We start from the raw sequence: 21628 nt of genomic DNA on the forward strand, positions 1-21628 counted from the left end.
CTTCGCATGTTGTAATGTCCGCCGCGCCGTTTGGCTGCAGCGGGGAGGAGCGATTTGATGGCTGACAAGCCGAACATCATTTTAATCATGACTGACCAGCAGCGCTACGATTCCATTTCGGCGCTCGGTTACCCTTACGCCCATACGCCGAATATCGATGCGATGATCGAAAAAGGCGTGGCGCTGACCAACTGCCACATTACCGCGCCGAGTTGCGTGCCATCACGCGCAAGCCTGTTTACTGGCTATTACCCGCATACGACCGGCGTGCTCGCCAACGGCCAGAAATGGCAGCGGACCTGGGTGGAAAGCCTGCGCGACGCCGGTTATCGCTGCGTCAATGTCGGGAAGATGCACACCATCCCCTATAATTCGGACAGCGGTTTCCACGAGCGTTACGTCGTGGAAAACAAGGACCGCTACATGGAGGGACGCTGGTACTTTGACGAGTGGGACAAGGCGCTCGCCGCTCAAGGTCTCGTCAAGCAGCAGCGCGAATTCTACCGCGAGCGTGCGGACTATCGGGAGCGGCTTGGATGTTTTGACTGGGAGCTTCCAGAGAACATGCATTCCGACGCCTTCGTCGGCGACATGGCGAAGTGGTGGGTCGAGACCTACCCGCCAACAGAGCCGCTGTTCCTGCAGGTCGGCTTTCCCGGCCCGCATCCGCCATTCGATCCGCCGGCGCGCTATAGCGACCGTTATCTGAAGCGCAACGATCTGCCCTTGCCGAAGCCGACGAAAGAGGAACTCGACAGCCTGCATCAGGAGCTGAAGGACAAGCGTCAGCACGATGTCGAGGTTGACCACGATTCCGTCGTCTGGAGCCTGGATCCGAGCGAAGACCAGATGCAGCGACTGTGGGCTCACTATCTCGGCAATGTGACGCTGATCGACGAGAAGGTCGGCGAGCTGCTCGCCTCATTGAAGGAGCGTGGATATCTGGAAGATGCAATCGTCATCTTCACCTCCGATCATGGTGAGTGCCTTGGAGAGCACGGCCTGATCCAGAAATGGTCGATGTACGATATCGTGACCCGTGTTCCGACAGTCATCTGGTCGACTGCCGGCCGGTTCGAGGGCGGCCGAACCGTCGACGGGCTCTGCCAGCTTTTCGACCTGGGGCCGACCATTCTCGACTATGCCGGCATCACGCCGCCGAACACGTTCGAGGCGAAAACCCTACGGCCTGCACTGGAAGGCAAGGACTGGACGCCCCGCACGCACGTCTTCTGCGAGCAGATCGGCGACGTGGCGATGGCCGGCGGCACCGAGTTCATGACCGGTGTGCGCAGCGACAGATGGAAACTGGTGCATTTCAAGGGCTCGACCGACGGACAGTTGTTCGACCTCGAGAATGATCCGAAGGAGGTAAGAAATCTCTGGAGCGATCCGGACCATCAGGATCACAAGCGAGAGCTTCTGGACGTGATGCGCGACTGGCTGATCGAATCGAACTTCAAGACACGGGATGTTATGGCAGCGGCACGCTGACCGGATGACGGACTGGCCGAAAGCTCGGGAGGAGTGATCTTGGCAGTTATGGAAAGTGGAAACACATCGGATAAAGCAAGGGGGATACCTTTGCCGACTGGCCCCCTCGCCATGCTGGGGATCAACATCGTTGCCGTCGTCTTCGGTATCTCGATGTGGGCCCTGGCGACATCCTATGGCGTCGTCGGACTGCCGACCCCGCTGGCGGTCGCCAGGCAAGCTGTGATCCAGGCGCAAAGCGGCCTTCTATGGTCCGACGCGCTGGCAAGCCTCGGCCGCGTCTTTACCGGCTTTGCGCTCGGCATTCTCGTTGCAATTCCAGTCGGCTTCCTGATGGGCTGGTACAAAGTCGCCCGCGCCATCATCGAGCCCTACGTCCAGTTCTTCCGCACTATTCCGCCGCTTGCCATCATTCCGCTGGCGATCGTGACGATGGGAATCGACGAGACGCCGAAGATCTTCGTCATCTTCCTCGCATCCTTCCTGTCTTCCGTTGTCGCCACCTATCAGGGCGTCATCAGCGTCGACAGGACGATGATCAATGCGGCGCGGGTGCTGGGTGCCAACGATTTCACCATCTTCCGGCGCGTCATCGTGCCGGCTTCGCTGCCTTATATCATGGTGGGCGTCCGTATCGGTCTTGGCTCGTCGTGGTCGACCGTGGTGGCTGCCGAGCTGATCGCAGCACAGTCGGGCCTCGGCTTCCGGATGCAGCAGGCACAACTCTATTACGATCTTGCGACCATCTTCGTCAGCCTGATCTCGATCGGCATTCTTGGGCTGATCATGGATCGCATTGTCATGGCGATCGACAGTGTTCTGACCGCCTGGCAGGAGAAGCTATGACCCCGAAAATCTCGTTCAAAAATGTCAACAAGACGTTTGATATCGCCGGTCGGCCGGCGTTTACGGCGCTTGAGGGACTGAACCTCGATATCGCGGACGGCGAGTTCGTCACCGTCGTCGGACCCTCCGGGTGTGGCAAGTCGACGGCGATGAATATTGCAGCCGGCCTGACCGCGCCGTCCTCCGGACAGGTTCTGGTCGATGACACGCCAGTCAGAGGGCCGGGACCGGAACGCGGCGTGATCTTCCAGCAATATGCGCTTTTCCCGTGGCTGACAGTGCGGCAGAATGTCGAGTTCGGCCTGAAGATTGCCGGCCATAAACGGGATGAGCGGCGGCGTATCGCCGATCATTTCATCGCCCTTGTCGGGCTAACCGACTTTGCGAATTCACTGCCGAAGACTCTGTCTGGCGGCATGAAGCAACGCTGCGCGATTGCCCGTGCCTATGCGGTCAATCCGAAGATCTTGCTCATGGACGAGCCGTTTGGAGCGCTCGATGCTTTGACCCGCGTGCAGCTTCAGGATCAGTTGCTGACGATGTGGAGCAAGGAACGGCGCACGGTGATGTTCATAACCCATGATGTCGACGAGGCCGTCTATCTCGCAAGCCGTGTCGTTGTCATGGCAGCTCGGCCGGGCCGGCTTCACAAGATTGTCAATGTCGACCTGCCCTATCCTCGCACGGAGGATATGCGGCTCTCGTCCGAATTTTCAGAATTGCGCAACGAGGTCTGGCGGGCGGTGTATCACCCTGCCGCAGCCGCCTGATCCTTGCCGAAAAAACCTTACAGCCCGTCAAAGGAGGAATGACCATGCTGACGAGACGAAATCTTATGGTAACGGGCGCCGCACTTGCCGGCGCTAGCGCGTTTTCCATCGGCGGCCGGGCCCGTGCCCAGTCCGCCGAGATGACGATCGGTTATATCGCCGATTTCCCCAATGCCAGTGTGCTGGCAATCGCCAAGGACCAGAAGCTGTGGGAGGCAGAAGGTCTCGAGCCAACAGTGAAGGTCTTTACTAATGGTCCGATCCAGATCCAGGCGATGGGTGCGGGCAGTCTCAACTTCGGGACGATCGGCCCCGGCGCCCTCTGGTTGCCGGCGAGTGGCCGCGCAAAGGTGGTGGGCGTCAACGATATCGGCTTTTCTGACCGCGTGATCGCCCAAGCCGGTATCGCGTCGATGGCCGATCTCAAGGGTAAGAAGGTCGGCGTTCCGCAGGGAACGTCTGGCGATATGATCTTGCGCATGGCGCTGACAAAAGCTGGCATGACAGTCTCTGACATCCAGATGGTGCCAATGGACCCGTCCACCGTTGTCGCGGCCTTCACGTCGAAACAAATCGATGGCGCGGGCATCTGGTACCCCCTGATCGACACGATCAAGCCGCGCGTGCCTGACATGAAGGAACTGGCCTCGAACCAGGATTTCTATCCTCAGACGTCGTTCATCAATACGTTCGTGGCGCGCAACGAAATCATCGAACAGAACCCGGACGTGGTGAAGAAATTCCTGCGGGTGATGAAGAAGGCGATGGACTACCGCGTCGCCAACCTCGATCACTCTATCGAGATCACCACGGCGTTTCTCAACGCACCGAAGGAAGCAACCGACAAGGTTGCCCGCAGCCGCAAGATGCTGACCTCCAAGGAACTGGAAGGCTTTACAAAGGACGGCACGGTCAACAAATGGCTGTCTGACTTCAACAAGATGTTCCAGGATTTCGGCACGGTTAAGGACCCGCTGGCGCCGGAGAAGTTCTACACCGCCGACCTCTTTACGAGCGCTTGATCATTGCCGACAGAAGACAACGTCAGGGATTGGTAGAACAGTCGGGAATGGCTCCCGACTGTTCTACCAGCGCGCAATTCTTGGGGAAGCTGAAAGCCTTACTGTAGACGCTGGCTTGTTGATCTAGACGAGCAGACCAGACGACGGGTCATATGCGCGATGTCGAAGCGAGCGTTCCACCAAGCGTAACCTATGAGCTCACGCAACTTGGCCAACCCTTCGCTGGCCAGGTCGCGGCACTTGTTGAATGGAGCCGAGACAGCAAACATCAGATCGAGCTTGCGCAGGAGAGCTTTGACGCACGACAAGGCGCTTGAGCCGTGCGTCTATGATCATGGGAAGCAGGAGGTCAGCGTCATCGATGACTAGAAACGCCTGACCCACTGAGCAAGGCTGAACCGTTATCTCGCAATCGGCGGGTTGATCCGTGCGAACCCTTCCTGCCGGTAATATGGGAAATGCGGATAGGGTGCCGTCACCTCGCTGGCATCATTGAGTTTGGCGACATGTTCGGCAGAAAGGGTCCAGCCGACCGCGCCGAGATTTTGGCGAAGCTGAGCCTCGTTGCGCGCGCCGATGATGACGGATGACACGGTTGGCCGCTGGACCAGCCAATTGAGTGCCACCTGCGGTACTGTCTTGCCGACCTCTGCGGCAACCGCTTCCAGCGCATCTACGACACGGAACAGAAGCTCATCGTCTACGGGTGGGCCAAAGCTTGCCGTATCGTGGAGACGGCTTCCGTCCGGAATGGGATCACCGCGCCTGACCTTGCCGGTCAGCCGTCCCCAGCCGAGGGGGCTCCACACCAGAGCGCCAAGACCCTGGTCTGCTCCGAGCGGCATGAGGTCCCATTCATAGTCGCGGCCAACCAGCGAATAGTAGACCTGGTTGGCAATGTAGCGCGGCCAGCCGTAGCGATCGGCCGCGGCGAGCGCCTTCATGATCTGCCAGCCGGAAAAGTTGGAAACGCCGATATAGCGAACCTTTCCGGCGCGAACAAGCGTGTCGAGCGTGGACAGGACCTCTTCGACCGGCGTTGCTGCATCGAAGGCATGAAGTTGCAGAATGTCGATGTAATCGGTCCCGAGCCGCTTTAGCGCGTCCTCGATCGATCCCATCAGCCTGAAACGCGAAGACCCCGCATCGTTTGGACCATCGCCCATCGGAAGGCTGGCCTTGGTCGAGATCAGAACCTTGTCGCGACGTCCCTTGATGGCGGCACCGAGCACGTGTTCGGATGCGCCGTTGGAATAGACATCGGCGGTGTCGAACAGGTTGACACCGGCGTCCAGGCAGATGTCGATCAGCCGTCGCGCTTCCTCAACATCTGTGTTGCCCCATGCGCCGAACAGCGGCCCTGAACCACCGAATGTGCCGGCGCCGAAGCTGAGCACCGAGACCTTGAGACCGGAGCGGCCGAGATAGCGATAATCCATTGTTTGTCCTTTGCAACGAGCGGGGGTTCAGCGGTCGCTCAAGTGGCAGGTCGAGAGCGTTGGCCACGACCTGTCTGGCAACCCCTGGTGACCAGACCACAAAGTAGACGCTTGCCAATTTCCGATATAGTCTGCCCAGAAGAACATCATCTGTGAATTGAAAGACCAATGGCGCGCTCTGATATCAACCGATCCGGTGAAATGGAGGTCTTTGTCTGCGTGGTAGAACGCGGCGGCTTTTCGGCCGCAGCGCGCGCTTGCCACATGACGCCGTCCGCGGTCAGCAAGCTTGTCGCCCGGCTAGAGGCACGGCTTGGGGCTCGATTGGTCAACCGATCAACGCGGGCTTTCCAGCTCACAGCCGAGGGGTGCGCGTTCTACGATAGGGCGACCCTTATTCTTGCCGACATCGGCGATGCCGAGCGGAGCGCCGGTGCCGGCGAGCAGCCGGTGGGACGCATACGTCTCAACACCAGCGCATCCTACGCCACGCATATTCTCGCTCCGATCCTGCCGGAGTTCCTGGAGCGCTATCCCGGCGTCACCCTTGATCTCGTGCAGACCGACGTGGTTGTAGACCTGATGGCGGAGCGAACGGATGTGGCAGTTCGCGCAGGAGCGCTAAAGAGTTCAAGCCTGGTGGCGCGCAAGCTTGGGGATACAGCCATGATTGTCGCAGGCAGCCCTGCATACATAGCCCGCTTCGGTGAGCCGCAGACCGTTGAAGACCTCGATCACCACAACTGTCTTGGCTTCTCCTATGTCCGTAGCGTGGATGGATGGCCGATGAAGACGCCTGCCGGAACTGTCGTCATTCCGGCCGTCGGGCGGGTTCAGGCGGGCGACGGCGAAGCGCTGCGCCGTCTGGCGCTTTGCGGTGTCGGGCTCGTGCGCCTTGCCCGATTCACGGTCCAGGACGACATCGATGCCGGGCGTCTCATGCCTGTTCTGGAGGACTTCAATCCTGGCGATCGCGAGGCCTTCCATGCGATCCACACCGGCCAAGGTGGACTGCTCCCTTCGCGGGTGCGTGCGCTCCTGGATTTTCTCGCCGAGCGTGGGAAAGTGCGCGGTTAACGCTGAAGACCTGTTCGTTGTCGCCTGCTAAGTGTGAGTTGGTACTGATAAATTTTCCCGAACTCGTCACTAACGGGACGCCGTACGTCGCGGCATATGAAGTTTTCCGAAACAGCGGGCCGTATTCGCGTCTTCCATGGTGCGCAGGAATGGCCTGACACCTTGTGCTAAACTTGTTCTCGGTACTGAGAAACAACGGGTCTGTGGTTCGAATCCCTTCAAGGCGAGACAACTCGGCTGAACGAGGCGTGGGTGTTTCCACGCCTCGTTTTGATCAGGCTTCTATAACACAGCCGAGCCGCGTGAGAGACGCGTCGACCCAGGCACGGTCGTTCTTGCCGAGCTTGATGTTTTCCATCTGCTTTGTCTCTGCCGCGTGCTTCTTCGATGCGGCTTCGAAGACCGTTTCGACCGAGGACAGCGGCACAGAGAGCAGGCCATCGGCGTCGCCGCAGATGAGGTCACCCGGCTCGATGACCATGCCGTTGATGGCGATAGGCACGTTGACTTCGCCGGGACCATCCTTGTAGGGGCCGCGATGGGTGACACCTGCTGCAAAGACGGGGAATGATCCGGCCAGCAGTTCTTCGCTGTCGCGGATGGCGCCGAAGATAACGATGCCGCCGAGACCGCGCTGTGCTGCATGCGCAACCATCAGTTCCCCAATGATCGCATTGCTGAGATCACCACCGGCATCGACAACGACGATGTCACCAGGCTCGGCAATGTCGAGTGCCTTGTGGACCATCAGGTTGTCGCCTGGGCGCGCTTTGACCGTCACCGCGGCGCCGACCATTCTCGGACCCGTATAGAACGGTCGAAGCGGCGCGCCGCCCGCCGTCATGCGGGACATGACATCACTCACGTTGGCGACAGGCAGAGTTCTGAATTTCTCGACCCATTCCGCGCTGACATTCTGGTTACGCTTGCATACTCTGAAACCCAACATTTCGATTCCTCTGTTTTCAAATTTGGTGGTTTAGTTCTGAGCGAGGTTCTGGTTGGCGAGTGCCCGACGATCAAAGGGCGCGCCGGTGAGGACATCGACGATGTGCTGCGCACTCTGTACGGCCATGTTCTTCAGCGCTGATCGACTTGCCCCGCCCACGTGAGGCGTTGCGATCAGATTTGGCAGAACCCAGAACGGGTGATCGGTCGCGGGTGGTTCCTGCTCGAAGCTGTCGAGTGCGGCACCTGCGATGCTGCCGTCCTTCAATGCATCCAGAAGAGCAGCCTCATCGATGACGGCGCCACGAGACGTGTTGACGATGAAGGCCGTGGATTTCATCGCCTTCAGCCGGTCGGCGTTGATAAGGTGATGGGTCTGCGGTGTCAGCGGGCAATGCAGGCTGACGATATCGCTCTGCGCGAGGACCTCCGACAGGTCGCGGCTCACGCGCGTGCCATCTGCATCCTCCGCAAACGGGTCGTATGCGATGGTTTCCATACCGAGGCCCTGCGCAAGCTTAGCCGTCCTGCGCCCGATCTCGCCAAATCCGATAATGCCGAAGCAGGCGCCCGCGAGGTCGCGTCCGACATATTTCGTCTTCGGCCAGGCGCCGCCCTTCACGGTGTCGCTCAGGCTGCCGATGTCTTTCATCAGCGTCACGGACAGGGTGATCGCAAGTTCAGCGACCGACTGGGCGTTCGCTGCGAGGGCGCGCAGAACCGGGATGCTGTGGGAAGTGGCGGCGTTTAGATCGATATTGTCCACACCACTGCCGTGTTTTGCGATCACGCGAAGTCGGGAGGAGGAAGCGATGACCTGATCGTTTATCTGGCCTTGTCTGACGAGGATCGCATCGACCGCGTTTGTTCTTGCGATCTCAGCGAGATTTTCCGAGCCGCTGTAGCCGTCCGCATAAACGATCTCGATTGCATGTCGTTTAAGAAGTTCTGTTGCTTCAGGCGCCAATTCCGCCCCAGTCACAAGAACCTTGAGACCCCTCGCATTCGCCGTTGATAGGTTTTCAGCAGCTTCCGCTGCATTGATTTTGTTCACTAAATCCTCCCGAACTCCGGTGCGTCGCCTGACAGGTAAGCGACGGTTGACGAATCCTCATTATCGGTTATTGTACTGGATGAAAAGGTGTTGTACCTAGTACAATATCTTTTTGAGGGAGGTTTGAACCAATGCCAGGCAATTCTTCAGGTGTCGCAGCTGTTGAACGCGCTGTCTCGATGCTGGAAGCTTTTACCGATGTCGACTATTCGTTGACGCTCGGAGAGCTTGCGCGTCGCACGGAACTCGACAAATCCACGGTGCTGCGCATCGCGCGCTCGCTCGCGAAATCCTCCATGCTCGTTCGCAATGATGATGCTAGCTGGCGGCTAGGCCCGAAGCTCGTGCGTCTCGGCGGGCTTTATCAATCTACATTCAAATCAGCTGCCATCGTTGAGCCTTTGCTTGCCCAGATCAGCGATGAGAGCGGCGAGAGCGCTGCGGTCTACGTGAAAGAGGGAGATGTCCGCGTCTGCCTTCATCGGCACGATTCCACACAATCGATCCGCCACTCGGCGCGTGTTGGCGATTCCATGCCGCTCGATCGTGGCGCGCCTGGGCGTGTCATTCTGGCGTTCACCGGATCCGCCGGAAAGCTTTACGACGATATTCGCGCCAAGGGGTTTCATGTCACCATCGGTGAGCGTGACCCACAGGTCGCGAGCGTCGCCGTTCCCGTCTACCGCGACGGACAAGCCCTCTTCGGCTCATTGGCTTTGACCGGCCCGCCATCGCGTTTCAACGACGAGGCCGTGTCAAAAAATCTCGAAATTCTCCGCGTTGCCGCGCGCAAGCTCAGCGCTGCGCTTGGAGGACACCCCGGCTAGTTCCAGAGCGGGTGCCGGGCCCGCATAGCGTTCCTTGGGAGGAGCATATTGATGAATATGATGAGAACGGCGATATTGGCAGCCGGCACTTTGCTTGCAACGATTGGCTCGGCCCATGCCGAATGGCCGAAGGATCGACCCATTCAGATGATCGTTGCCTTTGCGCCGGGCGGCAGCACGGATGTCATGGCGCGTGCCATGCAGCCCTATCTTGAAAAAGAACTCGGCGCAGATATTGTCATCGAAAACCGCCCCGGCGCATCGGGCGAAATCGCGTATACGGCGTTGGCAAAAGCCAAGCCGGATGGCTACACCTTCTCCTACATCAACACGCCCGGTTTCCTGTCCATGCAGGTGCAGAGAAAGCTCGGCTATGATCCAAAGACCATCAAGCCGATTGCCCGTATCGTAGACGACCCTGCGGCTATCGCCGTTCCTGCGGCGTCAGAAATCAAAACTATCGCGCAATTCATCGAAGCAGCGAAGGCAAAGCCCGGTGCGGTTTCGTTCGGCTCATCCGGCATCGGCACGGATGATCACCTCGCCATCATCATTCTCGGGGCCGAAACGGGCACTAAGATGACGCATATTCCGTTCAACGGTGCCGGCGAAACCCGCACCGCGATCCTTGGCGCACAGGTGACCGGTGGCGGTCTCAACGTCAGCGAGTTCGGCGGCAACGATACGTCCGGCCTGCGGATGATCAATACTTTCGGCAAGGAACGCTCGCCTCAGCTTCCGGACGTCCCGACAGCCATCGAATCCGGATTCAATGTCGAGATGACATCCGAGCGCGGCATCGCTGCTCCCCGCGAAGTGCCGGCTGAAATCGCCGACCGTTTTGCTGCCGCCGTCAAGGCAACTCTGGATAACCCTGAGTTCCAGAAGCAAGCCAAGCAGATGGCGCTGCCACTTGCCTATCTCAGCGGTCCTGATTGGGAAAAGGAAATGCCAACGCGTCTCGCTCGCTTCCAGAAGATCTGGGACACAACACCTTGGGTGCAGCAATGAGCATAAAGCCTGCAGCAAACGGTCGGGACTTTCCCGATATTCTTGCGGGTGGCGTACTGATATTTCTGGGAGCGCTTGGCCTTTGGGCCGGGCGCGACCTGACATACGGCACTCCGGCAATGATGGGCCCCGGTTTCCTTCCGAAGTCCCTATGCGCCATCATTGCGCTCATCGGCGTGATCGTCCTCATCAAGGCACTGTCCAAGCCACATGAGGCACTGGATGCGGTTAACCCCAAGCCGCTGCTTATTCTGGTCGCCGCCATCGCAGGATTTGCGTTTGCAGCCGAACGCTTCGGCTTTGTCGCTGCAACCATCTGGCTTCTGGTTGTGGGAAGTCTTGCCGATCCGGAATCGCGCTGGAAGGAGATTTTCGTCTCGACCGCAGTTCTGACGACGCTCGGTGCGCTTCTCTTCGTTTACGGACTTGGCGTCCAGATGCCGATCTGGCCCTTCTGACGACCTTTCCTTATTTGATCGGATTATTTCGATGGCTTTTATCGACGTCCTTATGCTCGGATTCTCCGAGGCCCTGACACCCACCAATCTGATGTTTTGTTTCATCGGCGCGCTTTTAGGAACCCTGATCGGCGTCTTGCCGGGTATCGGCCCGACCGCAACGGTGGCTATTCTTCTGCCGGTGACCTTCTTCCTGCCGCCGCTTGGGGCTTTGATCATGCTGGCCGGCATTTTCTACGGCGCGCAATACGGTGGCTCGACGACAGCCATTTTGGTCAATCTTCCCGGGGAAGCCTCAGCGGTGGTAACCGCGATCGACGGGTACCAAATGGCACGAAAGGGCAGGGCGGGTGCCGCCCTGGCGATTGCAGCGCTCGGCTCCTTCTTCGCGGGCACGGTTGCAACGATCGCTCTGGCCGTTGCCGGACCGACGCTGTCTGCCTTCGCACTGTCCTTTGGACCAGCCGAATATGTTGCGCTGTGTATTTTCGGGCTCCTCGCTGCCACCATTCTCGCCCACGGTTCTGTCGTGAAAGCCATCGGCATGGTTTGCCTCGGTCTCGTGCTCGGCATGGTTGGCATCGACGTCAACAGCGGTTCGGCCCGCATGACCTTCGGCTCAACCGACCTTTATGATGGTATCGATTTCGTCGTGATCGCCGTCGGTCTGTTTGGGATCGCGGAGATTGCCACCAATCTTGAATCCAAGGAAATCCGCGGCGTTCTGCAAAGCAAGATCGGTCGGCTGTGGCCGACGCGGGAGGAATTCAAGGACAGCTGGGCAGCAGTTCTGCGCGGCACCGGCGTTGGAACCATCCTCGGCGTTCTCCCGGGCGGCGGCGCCACGTTAAGCGCCTTCAGCGCCTATTCCGTCGAAAAGCGCATTTCGAAGACGCCGGAGAAATTCGGTCACGGCGCGATTGCAGGTGTTGCCGGACCCGAGGCTGCGAACAATGCCGGTGCCCAGGCATCGTTCATTCCGCTTCTGACGCTGGGTATCCCTTCGAATTCGATCATGGCCATGATGCTGGGCGCGATGACCATCCACGGCATCACCCCCGGCCCATCGGTCATCCAGAACCAGCCGGAACTGTTCTGGGGTCTGGTCGCATCGATGTGGCTCGGCAACGCCATGTTGCTCGTCATCAATCTGCCGCTGATTGGACTGTGGGTGAAGCTGCTGCAGATCCCTTACCGCCTGATGTATCCGGCTATTTTGCTTTTCTGCTGCGTGGGTGTTTACAGCGTCAGCAATCGTGGCTTCGACGTGGCACTGGTCATCCTCTTCGGTATCCTTGGATACGTCCTGCGGAAGGCAAAATGCGAGCCGGGTCCTCTGCTTCTCGGCTTCGTTCTGGGCCCGCTTCTGGAAACAAACCTGCGCCGCGCGATGCTCTTGTCTCAGGGTGACTGGTTGGTTTTCTTCGAGCGACCGATCAGTGCCGTTCTCCTTGTCATCACAGCTCTGATGCTGCTGACGCTGATCCTGCCCACCATTCGCAAGAACAGAAAAGCCGCTTTCGAGGCGAGCGAAGATTAGAGAAGAGGGCGCCTTTAGGGGCGCCCTTTTTCATTGTCTTAAACTCAAATCGAAACGCCGCCGATGTGGTCATCGGTGAAGGTTGAAAATTATGGTTTCCGCTCTTTCTGCTTCGGCGGGGCACCGCCTGCGCGATGTCCTGTCTCTTGGTGATTTCGAGCTTCTGGCGAAACGTCATTTGCCCGCGCCGCTTTTTGGATACATCGCCGGGGCAAGCGAGACGAATGCCTCGCTGCGCATGAATGAAGCGGCGTTCAGGGAGATAAGCCTCACGCCACGGGTTCTAAGAAACGTGTCGACCAGAACCACAAAGACAATCTTGTTCGGCGAGGAATGGAGCGCACCGTTTGGGATAGCGCCGATGGGTATAAGCGCCCTAATAGCGTACCGCGGCGATCTTGTTCTTGCCCAAGCTGCGCAGGATGCCGGGATTGCCATGATCATGAGCGGCTCATCCCTGATACGGTTGGAGGAGATCATCGAAGCTGCACCTCGATCATGGTTTCAGGCCTATCTACCGGGAGAGCCGGACCGGATCGATGGATTGATAGATCGAGTGGCTTCGGCAGGCTACAAAACTCTAGTTCTGACGGTGGATACCGCCGTGCTGGCCAACCGGGAAAATAACATCCGCGCTGGCTTCTCGACGCCTCTTCGGCCAAGCCTCCGTCTTGCCTGGCAGGGAATGACCCATCCGGCATGGACGATTGGAACTTTCGCACGTACGATACTCAATTACGGCATTCCCCATTTTGAGAACTCGTATGCGACGCGCGGTGCGCCGATTATTGCGTCGAACGTCATGCGCGACTTCGGCAAAAAGGATCATCTGAGTTGGGACCACTTCAGCCGGATCAGACAAAGATGGACCGGGAACTTGGTCGTGAAGGGGATACTTCATCCCGAAGATGCAGCCATTGCCGCAGAGCGTGGGGCGGATGGCATCATAGTTTCCAACCATGGCGGCAGGCAGCTTGATGGCGCGATAGCACCTATGAAAGCTCTGCCTGCGATAGTGGATAGAGTAGGATCAGAAACGGTTGTCATGATCGATGGTGGCATTCGTCGGGGGACAGATATCGCAAAAGCCCTCGCGATTGGTGCGAAATTCGTATTCGTAGGGAGGCCATTCCTTTACGCCGCAGCAGTAGGTTCAAATAACGGTGTCGCGAAAGCCGCAAGCATCCTTGCGGATGAATTGCATAGGAATATGGGGCTGTTGGGTGTGACAGAAATTATTGAGCTTCCATCAATTTCTATTCGCGTCTGAATTTCGCTCCGCCGCTCAACTCGAAAATCCATCGTCATTGGCCGCAACGGACGAATGCTATTAGTATGATGATTGCTCACGCTTTCGTATGGTGCTTTTAAAAGCGGCCATCAGTCCTATCTCTTCGATTGTCAGCGTATCGAGACTTCCCGCTGCATGAGCGCGATATCAGCACTGGAGCAGGGCTCACCCTCACTGTTGGTCAGCATGGCAATTGCAGCGTCCGCTTCCGCCGCAGAGCGAGTGGCACGAACAAGGATCGTTCGGCGACCGTGTCGAGCATTGTCTGCTCGTCGCTTCGGACCAAGGCCCAAGTGATCCACAGCATTCCCAAGACTGGAACACCCGCGCCCAGGATGCCGGGGATGAGCAGCCGCGATGACTTTAGAACGCCGCAGGCTGCCCTCCCATTGCTGCCATCTTCTTCCCCGTTACACCAGTACAGGTGAATTGTCATGAATAGAGACCGAATGGAGAATGCTGACCGCCCACTCAAGACATTAGTTTCTAATTTGAGAGCTCAGGCGATCAGTCAGGTCGGGAATGCGATTATAATGGGTTCGTAATTTGCGGCTACATGCCGTTAATCGCGAACAACGCGTCTGAATGCACCGGACGAATCGAAGCGACACTCGAACGTGGTGACCCGCGATCCCTCGGGTGGGAACTGGCCGTAGACAGTGAACCCGCCCCCCGTGCGCTCCACCGGGAGAGTAAGGATTTCCTGAGGCCTGCGGCCGAACGTGGCTGATGCTTCTCCCTGGCAGAATTTACCCATGCTTCCGATGGAGACCCTCTGCCGCGACTTCGTTTCGATGTCGCGTTCCGGCGGCGGTGAATACGTGTTGCCGCGGAACGGGAAGTCCGGCTTGTCGCCACGGGAGTTCGGACATTCGTAGCTCATGGAGTACCAGGTCACCGGTCCTGGAACGCTGTCGCCGAGGAGCCCTCCGGCGTGGCTTTCACTGAAAAGAACGTGGTATTCACCACCGCAGACGCGCTGGGCTTCCTGGATGCATGCTCCGCTGTTGCCCTTGCACTTCGTCTGGTGAACGTCGTTTGCGGACGCGGGGAGGGCCGACAGCAGGACCACGCCCATGAGAGATTTCGCTACGAGACGCATTCCAAGTCCTTTCGTTCGAACGTTGCGGCACGAAGGCCATGAGGTGGATTTCTTAGCGACCACTGGCCTTCGAGGTTCACTCCACTGCGTTGATCGGCACGTGGCCGAACTCCAACATGAAGACAAATCCAGTCCAGTCATTGATGATATGGGCGCCCGCGGAGACCCAGAGATTTCTCGTGACGATATAGGCGAGCGTGAGTATCAGGCGGGCAAAACCGATGCCGATGAGAGACTGTGCAAAGTGCCAGTCATAGGTCGGCAGATGCGCCGCGCCGAAGAGCAGAGACGAAACGACAACGGCGATAACGATCCCCAACCTTCGTGACAGGTGCAAACGCTGTACGCACAGCCACAAAACAGCGAGGAAAGGCAGTATTCCGAAAAGCTCTTCCCCTACCAACTGGATGCCGGTCACGAGAAGCGTGGCACTCACCTGGGTTGGCGACATCGCGGCGATCGCATCCGCGACGGGATTGGAGTAAAGTTCGAAAAACTGTTGCAGGACCAAGCCCATCGCCATGGATCCCAGCAGCGTAGCAACCCCGAACAGCACCATCAGCCCCACGGATCGAAATCCGACAGGACGGAACAGGCAGTTCCAGTGTGGCCCGGCTACCTTGCGAAGCGCCAACACGGGGACTGCGACGAACAGCAGCGCCGGAATGAGATTGTAGGGGAAGGTGCGAAGGGGAACGAGGGTGAGCACAAGCAGAGCGCTCGCCAACGATACAATGACAAGGAGCCAGCCCAGTCCATCAATTTCGACGGGCTTGCCGTTGTAGAACGGGAAATCGCGATCGGTTGAAATCACCCTTCGAACCTCGACATTTCCGGACGACCGTGTCGCACGCGGTTCGGATGACTACTCGACGTAGAGCGTGAGATCGTAACTCGCGGTCTCATTGCGCCTTGCGGCATTGCGCATCAGATAGACGTCGATGAGGTACTTGCCGCTCGACGGGATCGTGATGCTGGTGCCGTTTCCATCGATCGAGCTGTTGTACATCGCCGCATCGGCGCCCGGAGCGGTCACATTGAAGTAGAGGCTTGTATTGCGGGAATCGAGCTGGACGCTCATCTTCTGGCCGGCCGTAACCGACAGCGCGTACTGAACCGTCTGGTAGCCTTTGACCGACGATTTGATGGTCGAGCTCGAGGATCCCGTAGCAAAACGAACCGTCTCGCGCCGCATTTCGTCGGCGACAGAGGGCACGGCTGCCATCATGACGACCCCGAATATCAGGCTTTTCATCATCTTCATCGACTGGCTCCTCCCGTTCGATCTACGAGCAAAGTCCCAGGCACGGCTTAGCGCCTTGGCGAAGTTGTTCGGGTTCATGTGACGACCTCACGGTGTCTATTTCAAAAACCTACATTAGCTGAATCGGCATGGGAAGCCTGTTCGGCCAAGTCCTTCACCGTGGCAGGTGCCCGCCTGCGCGCAAAGACAGGGCACTGCACAGTGACGTCTGGTGCCGACGCTGGTAAGAGGGTGCAACCACACGCAGGCATCAACGGAAAGGACTGGCACGTGGACTTCATGAAATTGCTGAAGTCGCTCGAAGAGCTCCTCTACGAGCTGGTGTCATGGCTGGTCTTTTATCCCGTCACAATGTGGCGTGCAGTCGTCAGGCCACTCAGCATGATGCGCTACGCAGACATCGAACTCGCCGACGAGCCGGAAGAACAGTATCAGGACACGCTTAGTCCGCCCCTGTTCCTGCTCATTACGCTGCTTCTTTCACAGGCGCTGTCTGGAGCACTGCCATCGGTCTACGATCCGACAGAAGCGGCCCGCGAGCTCGGCTCGGGCTCCAATCTTCTGATCGCAAGAGGCGTGATCTTCGGTATCTTTCCGCTCTGCATGGCGGTGACGCTGCTGCGATCGAAGAGAGTCAGAATCACCCGCAATTCGCTCCGCCCGCCCTTCTTCAGCCAGTGCTATGTCGCGGCACCCTTCGCCTTCCTTCTCGTGCTGGGCTTCGATTTCTTCAGCATGCCGCAGGAGCAGGGAAATCTCGCCGGCGGCGTCGCAGTGGCGGTTGCCACCATCTGGTACGCGCAGGCGCAGGTCCGCTGGTTCAGGCACGACCTTGGCGTCAGCGCGCTAAAAGCGATCGCTATTTTCGTCGGCGCATTCCTGTTTGCCACCATCGCGGCGTTTACCGTTGCAGCGGTGATTACTCTCGACGCTAAGAGCATCGCTCCCGCCCCTGGTTGATTGACTGGCGGAGATGCGCGACCGTGCCATGTCGTCATTTTCGTCCTTGACGGATGATCAGCCACAAGGGGATGAAAACTCCGATGACGGCCCAGAGAAGCACAAAGGCACCGAAGTGAAGTCTTCCTGTTACGGCAAGTGATATGCCGAGGACAACGGCCGCTACGGTTGTTACCAAGACTGTGGCGGACATGATGATCCAGAAAAGCATTGTGATTCCATGATGATGTGATCGGCACGGTACTTCGCAGGACCATCCCTGCCGACGGGGGTCACGCCGGCCTTGGCGCAGATAGAATCTCAAACCGGCTCCCGCGATCAAAACGCGTGCGCCGTTTTGATGGCCTTGCAGCATCAAGGTCTCTGTGTGACGATCCAACACTCAGGAGGGACCTCATGAACCGCGGCGAAGATTTTGCCCACATCGTCTACACGCTTCTCGTGGTGGAGAAGCAGATGTCGGTTGAGGAAGCGGCGGCCGCCTTGGGGATGAGCTACGCCTCGCTTCACTCGCGACTGATTGCTCGCAGCCCTTTTTCCGCCGACGAGATCCAGGCTCTGATCAGATTGTTACCGGACCCGAGGCTGGCGTCTTATCTTCTGGACGGAAGCGTCTTTGTGGCAGCGGAGCGTATAATGCCTCCGGTCGAGGGACGCCTTGCCAACGAAGCGGTACAAAGGGGAGCGACAAAGGTCGTGGTCGAAGCGGCCGATATCCTTGAGCTTGTGGACGCTGTGTTGGCAGGCGGCGGGCTGGACCACCGTCACAAGAGGCTTCTACTGAAGGATATCGTTGAGGCCGAACGAGCGCTTGCAACACTTCGGTTGCAGATCGCAGATGCTTGACCGACGGAGACAGCAGGCCATCAACGATACAAGCGGTTCTGATCCAAGCTGCAAGATTGAACGGTTGTAGCCGCCTGAAACCGTGTTTTCCAACTGATCACGAATTCGACCGCTTCGAAGTTCCCCCAAGGCCCGCCCCGATGGATGACCTCGGCTTGTAGAAACCGTTGATCGTTTCGGTGAGGGCGTTGTCGTAACTGTCGTCGACGCTTTCGATAGAAAGCTTGATGCCAGCTTCTGCCAACTGCATGGTGTATTTAACGCCCCTGTCCGAGTGATGCACGAGGCCGCCTCCATGAGCGGCACGCCGAGCTCGAAGAGCCTGCTTGAATGCATCGAGGACAAAGCGAGCATTCGCCGTCGGCTCGCCCGCCCACTCGTGCAGCGTGGCTGGCGAGCAGCCGATCTTGGCCGCTATAGATGAAACGGCAGCTCAGCGTGATGAATTCTCGGCTGGCGGTCCAGCACCATACGGATGGCAACCGCACGGACTTCAGGTGAAAACTCGTTCTTTGTCTTGGTCATGATGGCTCCACTTTCTCTGAAGTTGGAGCCTCCGGCAAACCCGGCGGTTCACTGTCTCCTATGACCAGCCCATTTCCTGTTCACCTTCGACCAGCAAAGTCCAGCAATCCTTGGAGGCCGGGACGTCGCTGTTGAGGTCAATTCGGCGGCGCATCCGGTTACGCGGCGTCGCGGCCGTCGAACGCTTGGCGCGCCCGCTCCACCGCATCCAGATGCTCCATGGTCCAGGCATGGAGTGCCTGAAAAGGGCCGAGTAGCGAACAGCCAAGCGGCGTGATGGTGTATTCAACCCCAATTGGCGAGGTCTCTATGACCCGGCGGGAAATGAGGCCGTTGCGTTCCAGCCGCCGCAAGCATTGTGTCAGCGCCTTCTGCGTCACGCCCCCCAGGTGCCGCTTGATGCCATTGAAGCGCATAGGTCCCGCGTCCAGCACGCTGAGCACCATCATCGACCACTTGTCGGCGATATTGTCGAACAGCGAGCGGCTGGGACAGTTCTCATCAAAGTGCTGGCAGACGGGCATAGGGTTTCCTTGGTGATACCTAGGCGACTGTAAGTGCGTTCTTGCAACTTAGTAGCAGAAGTATACCTATCTCGCAAATCAAGGAGGGAGGCTCCCTATGACTTCAACCGACGGTCTGTTCCGATCCATCCGCGTCGGCTCGATGGAGCTAGCGAACTGGATCGTCATGCCGCTGATAATGCACAGCTTCGCTCCCACCCGGACTCCCGGCCCGGCGCATCCCGCGTACTACCGGCTGCGGGCGGCAGGCGTCGTCGGCCTGCTCGACCGATCCGCTTCGTCTAACGTCGGTGAAGTAACGTGATCGGCCGATCAAGTTGGGGCGTTCAGTCACTCCCAAGCAGCAAGATCATCCACAGCCGGGAAAAGTCAGCCAGCTAATCAATTTAACCAAGTTGACCTGCCACTGAAGTTTCATCCGGCTGCGACTAGAGCCTCGGCGGTTTTTGATACGCCAAATGGCGCGATGGGAGCAACCGGCGGAAACGCGAAGTTTCCACTTTGCGTAGCGTTGGAGTCGGTTGCGGCGATGATCCCGGCATAGTCCGCCGGGCTCTGGTATCTGAGCGATGAGTGGGGCCGGAAGTTGTTGTAGTCGTCGGCCCATTCCGCAATGGCGCTGCGGGCATGATCGAGACCAAAGAACAAACTTTCATTGAGCAGTTCATCGCGCATGCGGCCGTTGAAACTCTCGACATAGCCGTTTTGCATTGGTCTTCCAGGCGCAATGTAGTGCCATTCGACCTTATGATCCTTTGACCATGCAAGGATGGCATTCGAGGTCAGTTCGGTCCCGTTGTCTGAAACGATCATGCCGGGCTTGCCCCGTCGCTCGATAAGTGCCGTCAGTTCTCGCGCGACACGGCGACCGGAGATCGATGTGTCCGGGATCGCCGCCAGGCATTCGCGCGTGACATCATCGACCACATTCAGGATGCGGAAGCGTCTGCCGCAGGCGAACTGGTCGTGGACGAAATCCAACGACCAGCGGGCATTGGCCTTTGCTTCGACCAGGATCGGCGCTCGTGTGCCAACAGCACGACGTCTGGCTTTCCGCTTGCGCACGGAAAGCCCTTCCTCGCGATAGAGCCGGTAGATGCGATTGACGCCGGAGGGCTCTCCGTCTCGTCGAAGCAAGATGAACAATCGACGATAGCCAAAACGGCGGCGCTCATTGGCCAGATCGCGCAATTTCGCTCGCAGATCGACTTCCGGCGGTCGAGAGGATCGATAGCGGACCGTCGTTCGGTCTGCTGATATGATCTGGCAGGCCCGCCGTTCCGAAAGCCCCATTGTGACCTTCAGATGCGCGACAGCTTCACGCTTGGCGGCAGGCCCTACCATTTTTTTCCGAGAAGCTCACGAAGTGCGGCAACATCCATCATCTGCTCAGCCAGCAACTTCTTCAGCTTGGCATTCTCGTCCTCCAGCGCCTTCAAACGTTTGGCCTCCGACACCTCCATGCCGCCGTATTTGGCCTTCCAATTATAAAAGGTCGCCTCAGAAATCCCGTGCTTGCGGCAAAGATCAGCGGCCTTAACGCCTGCCTCCTGCTCCTTCAGCACCCCAATAATCTGCTCTTCCGTAAATCTCTGCTTCTTCATAAGTCCGTCCTCGATGAGCCGGACTCTAATCCATTCTGGAGGAAATTCTCAGTGGCAGGTCAAAGTCAATCGACACAACACAGTCAGGAACCTTCCGTGATCCGCTTCTTCGCCCTCCTCCCCCGCCGCCCCAATATCGACCGCCAGCGCTTCCACGACCATTGGCGTCACCCGCACGGCACCATGGGCCGCCAGATCCCGGGCATGCTCACCTACGTCCAAGGGCACCAGTTCGACACCGACCGCCTCGGCCCGGGTCAGGACAAGTACGACGGCGTTGCCATGCCGTCGTTCGATTCCCCGAAAGACGCCGCCGCACTGGTCGACGAGCCCTTGTTCGTCGACAACATCCGCCCCGACGAGCCGTTGTTCCAAGACCTGCCGAATGTCATCTTCTTCATCACCGAGGAGGATGTAATCGTCTCGCGGCCTCCAATGGGTGCCGTATCCGACGTTGATCGACAATGGGACGTGCTGGAGCGGCCGACGAGCATCCATCTCCTGCAATTCGTGCACCTTGATGGCAATCCTGACTGGGTGGGCGCTGATGACGCCGAGCTCGGCCTGCGGATCGGCGCGCTGCGTCACGCGGTGAACCGGCCGAGCGCCGAGGTGCACGGCGACGGCGCACCGTTCCTAGGCGCCCGCCAGTTGTGGTGGCCTACATTGACGGCGTTCCAGGACGGCGTGGACACCGATCGGGCCGCCTTCGACGAGCTCCTCACCCGAGCCGGTCAAGCCGTCACCATGTTGGCGGTCTCAGAGCGGTTTGTGCGGTGAGGCGGAGTTTTTTGGAGCGGCCGACAGGGCGCTAACCCTGCCGACCCTTTACGTCTTATCTGATCGGACTAACCCGCAGAGACACTGTCAAGCCGCTGCGGGTTAATCGGACTGAAGGGGAGCGCTGAAGGTCGCCATAGGGGGGTGAGAGGTTTTCGTATCGCTTTGCCTTAAGGAGGTCGATCTCTCCCCAGCTCAACACGGAGCCGTCCAGTCCACCACCACCGCTGTGAGGTGTATTCCGCA

At 58.6% G+C, this 21628-nt stretch carries 23 protein-coding genes and 1 pseudogene; 15 read left to right on the forward strand and 9 right to left on the reverse strand.

All coding sequences use genetic code 11. The features are described from left to right. Positions 1-57 precede the first annotated feature (57 nt). From ACQY1P_RS00285 to ACQY1P_RS00305, 5 genes are all read left to right on the forward strand, one after another. Positions 58-1494 (forward strand): sulfatase family protein, encoded by a 1437-nt coding sequence (locus ACQY1P_RS00285; protein ID WP_113167720.1) that lies wholly within the window; start codon positions 58-60, stop codon positions 1492-1494. Between the two features lie 111 nt (positions 1495-1605). Continuing rightward, positions 1606-2340: an ABC transporter permease gene (locus ACQY1P_RS00290; RefSeq protein ID WP_325265726.1), complete on the forward strand. Its 735-nt coding sequence runs from the start codon at positions 1606-1608 to the stop codon at positions 2338-2340. Then, positions 2337-3110 carry an ABC transporter ATP-binding protein gene (locus ACQY1P_RS00295; protein WP_325265690.1) on the forward strand — a complete coding sequence of 258 codons (774 nt, stop codon included), beginning with the start codon at positions 2337-2339 and terminating at the stop codon, positions 3108-3110. Before ACQY1P_RS00290 ends, ACQY1P_RS00295 begins: the two co-directional genes overlap by 4 nt. Positions 3111-3157: 47 nt before the next feature. Then, positions 3158-4132, forward strand: a complete 975-nt coding sequence (locus ACQY1P_RS00300; protein WP_430253868.1) for an aliphatic sulfonate ABC transporter substrate-binding protein — start codon at positions 3158-3160, stop codon at positions 4130-4132. 152 nt (positions 4133-4284) lie between these two features. Next, positions 4285-4449 (forward strand): winged helix-turn-helix transcriptional regulator, encoded by a 165-nt coding sequence (locus tag ACQY1P_RS00305; protein WP_430253350.1) that lies wholly within the window; start codon positions 4285-4287, stop codon positions 4447-4449. Positions 4450-4533: 84 nt separating this feature from the next. On the opposite strand, the gene ACQY1P_RS00310 is transcribed toward ACQY1P_RS00305, so the two are convergent. Next, positions 4534-5571 (reverse strand): aldo/keto reductase, encoded by a 1038-nt coding sequence (locus tag ACQY1P_RS00310; protein ID WP_325265692.1) that lies wholly within the window; start codon positions 5569-5571, stop codon positions 4534-4536. A gap of 168 nt (positions 5572-5739) precedes the next feature. Between ACQY1P_RS00310 and ACQY1P_RS00315 the strand changes: the two genes are divergently transcribed. Beyond that, positions 5740-6648 carry a LysR family transcriptional regulator gene (locus tag ACQY1P_RS00315; protein WP_325265693.1) on the forward strand — a complete coding sequence of 303 codons (909 nt, stop codon included), beginning with the start codon at positions 5740-5742 and terminating at the stop codon, positions 6646-6648. Positions 6649-6922: 274 nt separating this feature from the next. On the opposite strand, the gene ACQY1P_RS00320 is transcribed toward ACQY1P_RS00315, so the two are convergent. Together ACQY1P_RS00320 and ACQY1P_RS00325 are read right to left on the reverse strand one after the other, a co-directional pair. Then, positions 6923-7597: an RraA family protein gene (locus ACQY1P_RS00320; RefSeq protein WP_062460163.1), complete on the reverse strand. Its 675-nt coding sequence runs from the start codon at positions 7595-7597 to the stop codon at positions 6923-6925. A gap of 30 nt (positions 7598-7627) precedes the next feature. Further along, positions 7628-8650, reverse strand: a complete 1023-nt coding sequence (locus ACQY1P_RS00325) for a hydroxyacid dehydrogenase (protein WP_430253352.1) — start codon at positions 8648-8650, stop codon at positions 7628-7630. Positions 8651-8781: 131 nt separating this feature from the next. Between ACQY1P_RS00325 and ACQY1P_RS00330 the strand changes: the two genes are divergently transcribed. From ACQY1P_RS00330 to ACQY1P_RS00350, 5 genes are all read left to right on the forward strand, one after another. Further along, entirely contained in the window at positions 8782-9477 is a 696-nt protein-coding gene (locus ACQY1P_RS00330; RefSeq protein ID WP_062460162.1) for an IclR family transcriptional regulator, read from the forward strand. 51 nt (positions 9478-9528) lie between these two features. Continuing rightward, entirely contained in the window at positions 9529-10488 is a 960-nt protein-coding gene (locus ACQY1P_RS00335) for a tripartite tricarboxylate transporter substrate binding protein (RefSeq protein ID WP_430253354.1), read from the forward strand. Further along, entirely contained in the window at positions 10485-10946 is a 462-nt protein-coding gene (locus ACQY1P_RS00340; protein WP_430253356.1) for a tripartite tricarboxylate transporter TctB family protein, read from the forward strand. Before ACQY1P_RS00335 ends, ACQY1P_RS00340 begins: the two co-directional genes overlap by 4 nt. Before the next feature lie 31 nt (positions 10947-10977). Beyond that, positions 10978-12486, forward strand: coding sequence for a tripartite tricarboxylate transporter permease (locus tag ACQY1P_RS00345; RefSeq protein ID WP_325265696.1), 1509 nt, complete (start codon positions 10978-10980; stop codon positions 12484-12486). Positions 12487-12577: 91 nt separating this feature from the next. Then, entirely contained in the window at positions 12578-13756 is a 1179-nt protein-coding gene (locus tag ACQY1P_RS00350; protein WP_325265697.1) for an alpha-hydroxy acid oxidase, read from the forward strand. A 583-nt stretch (positions 13757-14339) separates the two neighbouring features. Here the strand turns inward: ACQY1P_RS00350 and ACQY1P_RS00355 are convergent. The 3 genes from ACQY1P_RS00355 to ACQY1P_RS00365 form a co-directional block, all read right to left on the reverse strand. Next, positions 14340-14879: a hypothetical protein gene (locus ACQY1P_RS00355; protein ID WP_325265698.1), complete on the reverse strand. Its 540-nt coding sequence runs from the start codon at positions 14877-14879 to the stop codon at positions 14340-14342. A 76-nt stretch (positions 14880-14955) separates the two neighbouring features. Next, positions 14956-15693: a CPBP family intramembrane glutamic endopeptidase gene (locus tag ACQY1P_RS00360; RefSeq protein ID WP_430253358.1), complete on the reverse strand. Its 738-nt coding sequence runs from the start codon at positions 15691-15693 to the stop codon at positions 14956-14958. A 51-nt stretch (positions 15694-15744) separates the two neighbouring features. After that, the gene (locus ACQY1P_RS00365) at positions 15745-16143 is read right to left on the reverse strand and encodes a DNA breaking-rejoining protein (RefSeq protein ID WP_113166278.1); all 399 of its coding nucleotides are present in this window, start codon (positions 16141-16143) and stop codon (positions 15745-15747) included. 270 nt (positions 16144-16413) lie between these two features. Between ACQY1P_RS00365 and ACQY1P_RS00370 the strand changes: the two genes are divergently transcribed. Both ACQY1P_RS00370 and ACQY1P_RS00375 read left to right on the forward strand, forming a co-directional pair. After that, the gene (locus ACQY1P_RS00370) at positions 16414-17103 is read left to right on the forward strand and encodes a permease (RefSeq protein WP_113166279.1); all 690 of its coding nucleotides are present in this window, start codon (positions 16414-16416) and stop codon (positions 17101-17103) included. 396 nt (positions 17104-17499) lie between these two features. Continuing rightward, positions 17500-17949, forward strand: a complete 450-nt coding sequence (locus ACQY1P_RS00375; RefSeq protein ID WP_430253359.1) for a phage regulatory CII family protein — start codon at positions 17500-17502, stop codon at positions 17947-17949. 89 nt (positions 17950-18038) lie between these two features. Here the strand turns inward: ACQY1P_RS00375 and ACQY1P_RS00380 are convergent. Next, a pseudogene (locus tag ACQY1P_RS00380) lies at positions 18039-18325 on the reverse strand (IS3 family transposase); the annotation flags it as partial. A 307-nt stretch (positions 18326-18632) separates the two neighbouring features. Further along, entirely contained in the window at positions 18633-18998 is a 366-nt protein-coding gene (locus ACQY1P_RS00385) for a winged helix-turn-helix transcriptional regulator (protein ID WP_062460141.1), read from the reverse strand. Positions 18999-19095: 97 nt separating this feature from the next. Here ACQY1P_RS00385 and ACQY1P_RS00390 point away from each other — a divergent pair, with 97 nt between their 5' ends. Continuing rightward, positions 19096-19302 (forward strand): hypothetical protein, encoded by a 207-nt coding sequence (locus ACQY1P_RS00390; RefSeq protein ID WP_325265701.1) that lies wholly within the window; start codon positions 19096-19098, stop codon positions 19300-19302. A gap of 110 nt (positions 19303-19412) precedes the next feature. Here the strand turns inward: ACQY1P_RS00390 and ACQY1P_RS00395 are convergent. Continuing rightward, positions 19413-20602 (reverse strand): IS3 family transposase gene (locus ACQY1P_RS00395; protein WP_430253361.1). Its coding sequence is split into 2 segments (ribosomal slippage): positions 19413-20350 and positions 20350-20602, totalling 1191 coding nucleotides; the frame shifts between segments, so codons are not numbered across the junction. A gap of 96 nt (positions 20603-20698) precedes the next feature. Here ACQY1P_RS00395 and ACQY1P_RS00400 point away from each other — a divergent pair. Continuing rightward, the gene (locus tag ACQY1P_RS00400; RefSeq protein ID WP_430253363.1) at positions 20699-21382 is read left to right on the forward strand and encodes an EthD family reductase; all 684 of its coding nucleotides are present in this window, start codon (positions 20699-20701) and stop codon (positions 21380-21382) included. Positions 21383-21628 lie beyond the last annotated feature (246 nt).

Origin of the sequence: Neorhizobium sp. DAR64872/K0K18, from assembly GCF_050500175.1 — a bacterium.
Lineage (GTDB): Bacteria > Pseudomonadota > Alphaproteobacteria > Rhizobiales > Rhizobiaceae > Neorhizobium > Neorhizobium soli.

Coding starts and splice junctions, on each gene's coding strand:
- ACQY1P_RS00285 (WP_113167720.1), top strand. CDS start 58: ATGGCTGACAAGCCGAACATCATTTTAATCATGACTGACCAGCAGCGC.
- ACQY1P_RS00290 (WP_325265726.1), top strand. CDS start 1,606: ATGCTGGGGATCAACATCGTTGCCGTCGTCTTCGGTATCTCGATGTGG.
- ACQY1P_RS00295 (WP_325265690.1), top strand. CDS start 2,337: ATGACCCCGAAAATCTCGTTCAAAAATGTCAACAAGACGTTTGATATC.
- ACQY1P_RS00305 (WP_430253350.1), top strand. CDS start 4,285: ATGCGCGATGTCGAAGCGAGCGTTCCACCAAGCGTAACCTATGAGCTC.
- ACQY1P_RS00310 (WP_325265692.1), bottom strand. CDS start 5,571: ATGGATTATCGCTATCTCGGCCGCTCCGGTCTCAAGGTCTCGGTGCTC.
- ACQY1P_RS00315 (WP_325265693.1), top strand. CDS start 5,740: ATGGCGCGCTCTGATATCAACCGATCCGGTGAAATGGAGGTCTTTGTC.
- ACQY1P_RS00320 (WP_062460163.1), bottom strand. CDS start 7,597: ATGTTGGGTTTCAGAGTATGCAAGCGTAACCAGAATGTCAGCGCGGAA.
- ACQY1P_RS00330 (WP_062460162.1), top strand. CDS start 8,782: ATGCCAGGCAATTCTTCAGGTGTCGCAGCTGTTGAACGCGCTGTCTCG.
- ACQY1P_RS00335 (WP_430253354.1), top strand. CDS start 9,529: ATGAATATGATGAGAACGGCGATATTGGCAGCCGGCACTTTGCTTGCA.
- ACQY1P_RS00340 (WP_430253356.1), top strand. CDS start 10,485: ATGAGCATAAAGCCTGCAGCAAACGGTCGGGACTTTCCCGATATTCTT.
- ACQY1P_RS00345 (WP_325265696.1), top strand. CDS start 10,978: ATGGCTTTTATCGACGTCCTTATGCTCGGATTCTCCGAGGCCCTGACA.
- ACQY1P_RS00350 (WP_325265697.1), top strand. CDS start 12,578: ATGGTTTCCGCTCTTTCTGCTTCGGCGGGGCACCGCCTGCGCGATGTC.
- ACQY1P_RS00355 (WP_325265698.1), bottom strand. CDS start 14,879: ATGCGTCTCGTAGCGAAATCTCTCATGGGCGTGGTCCTGCTGTCGGCC.
- ACQY1P_RS00365 (WP_113166278.1), bottom strand. CDS start 16,143: ATGAAGATGATGAAAAGCCTGATATTCGGGGTCGTCATGATGGCAGCC.
- ACQY1P_RS00375 (WP_430253359.1), top strand. CDS start 17,500: ATGAACCGCGGCGAAGATTTTGCCCACATCGTCTACACGCTTCTCGTG.
- ACQY1P_RS00385 (WP_062460141.1), bottom strand. CDS start 18,998: ATGCCCGTCTGCCAGCACTTTGATGAGAACTGTCCCAGCCGCTCGCTG.
- ACQY1P_RS00390 (WP_325265701.1), top strand. CDS start 19,096: ATGACTTCAACCGACGGTCTGTTCCGATCCATCCGCGTCGGCTCGATG.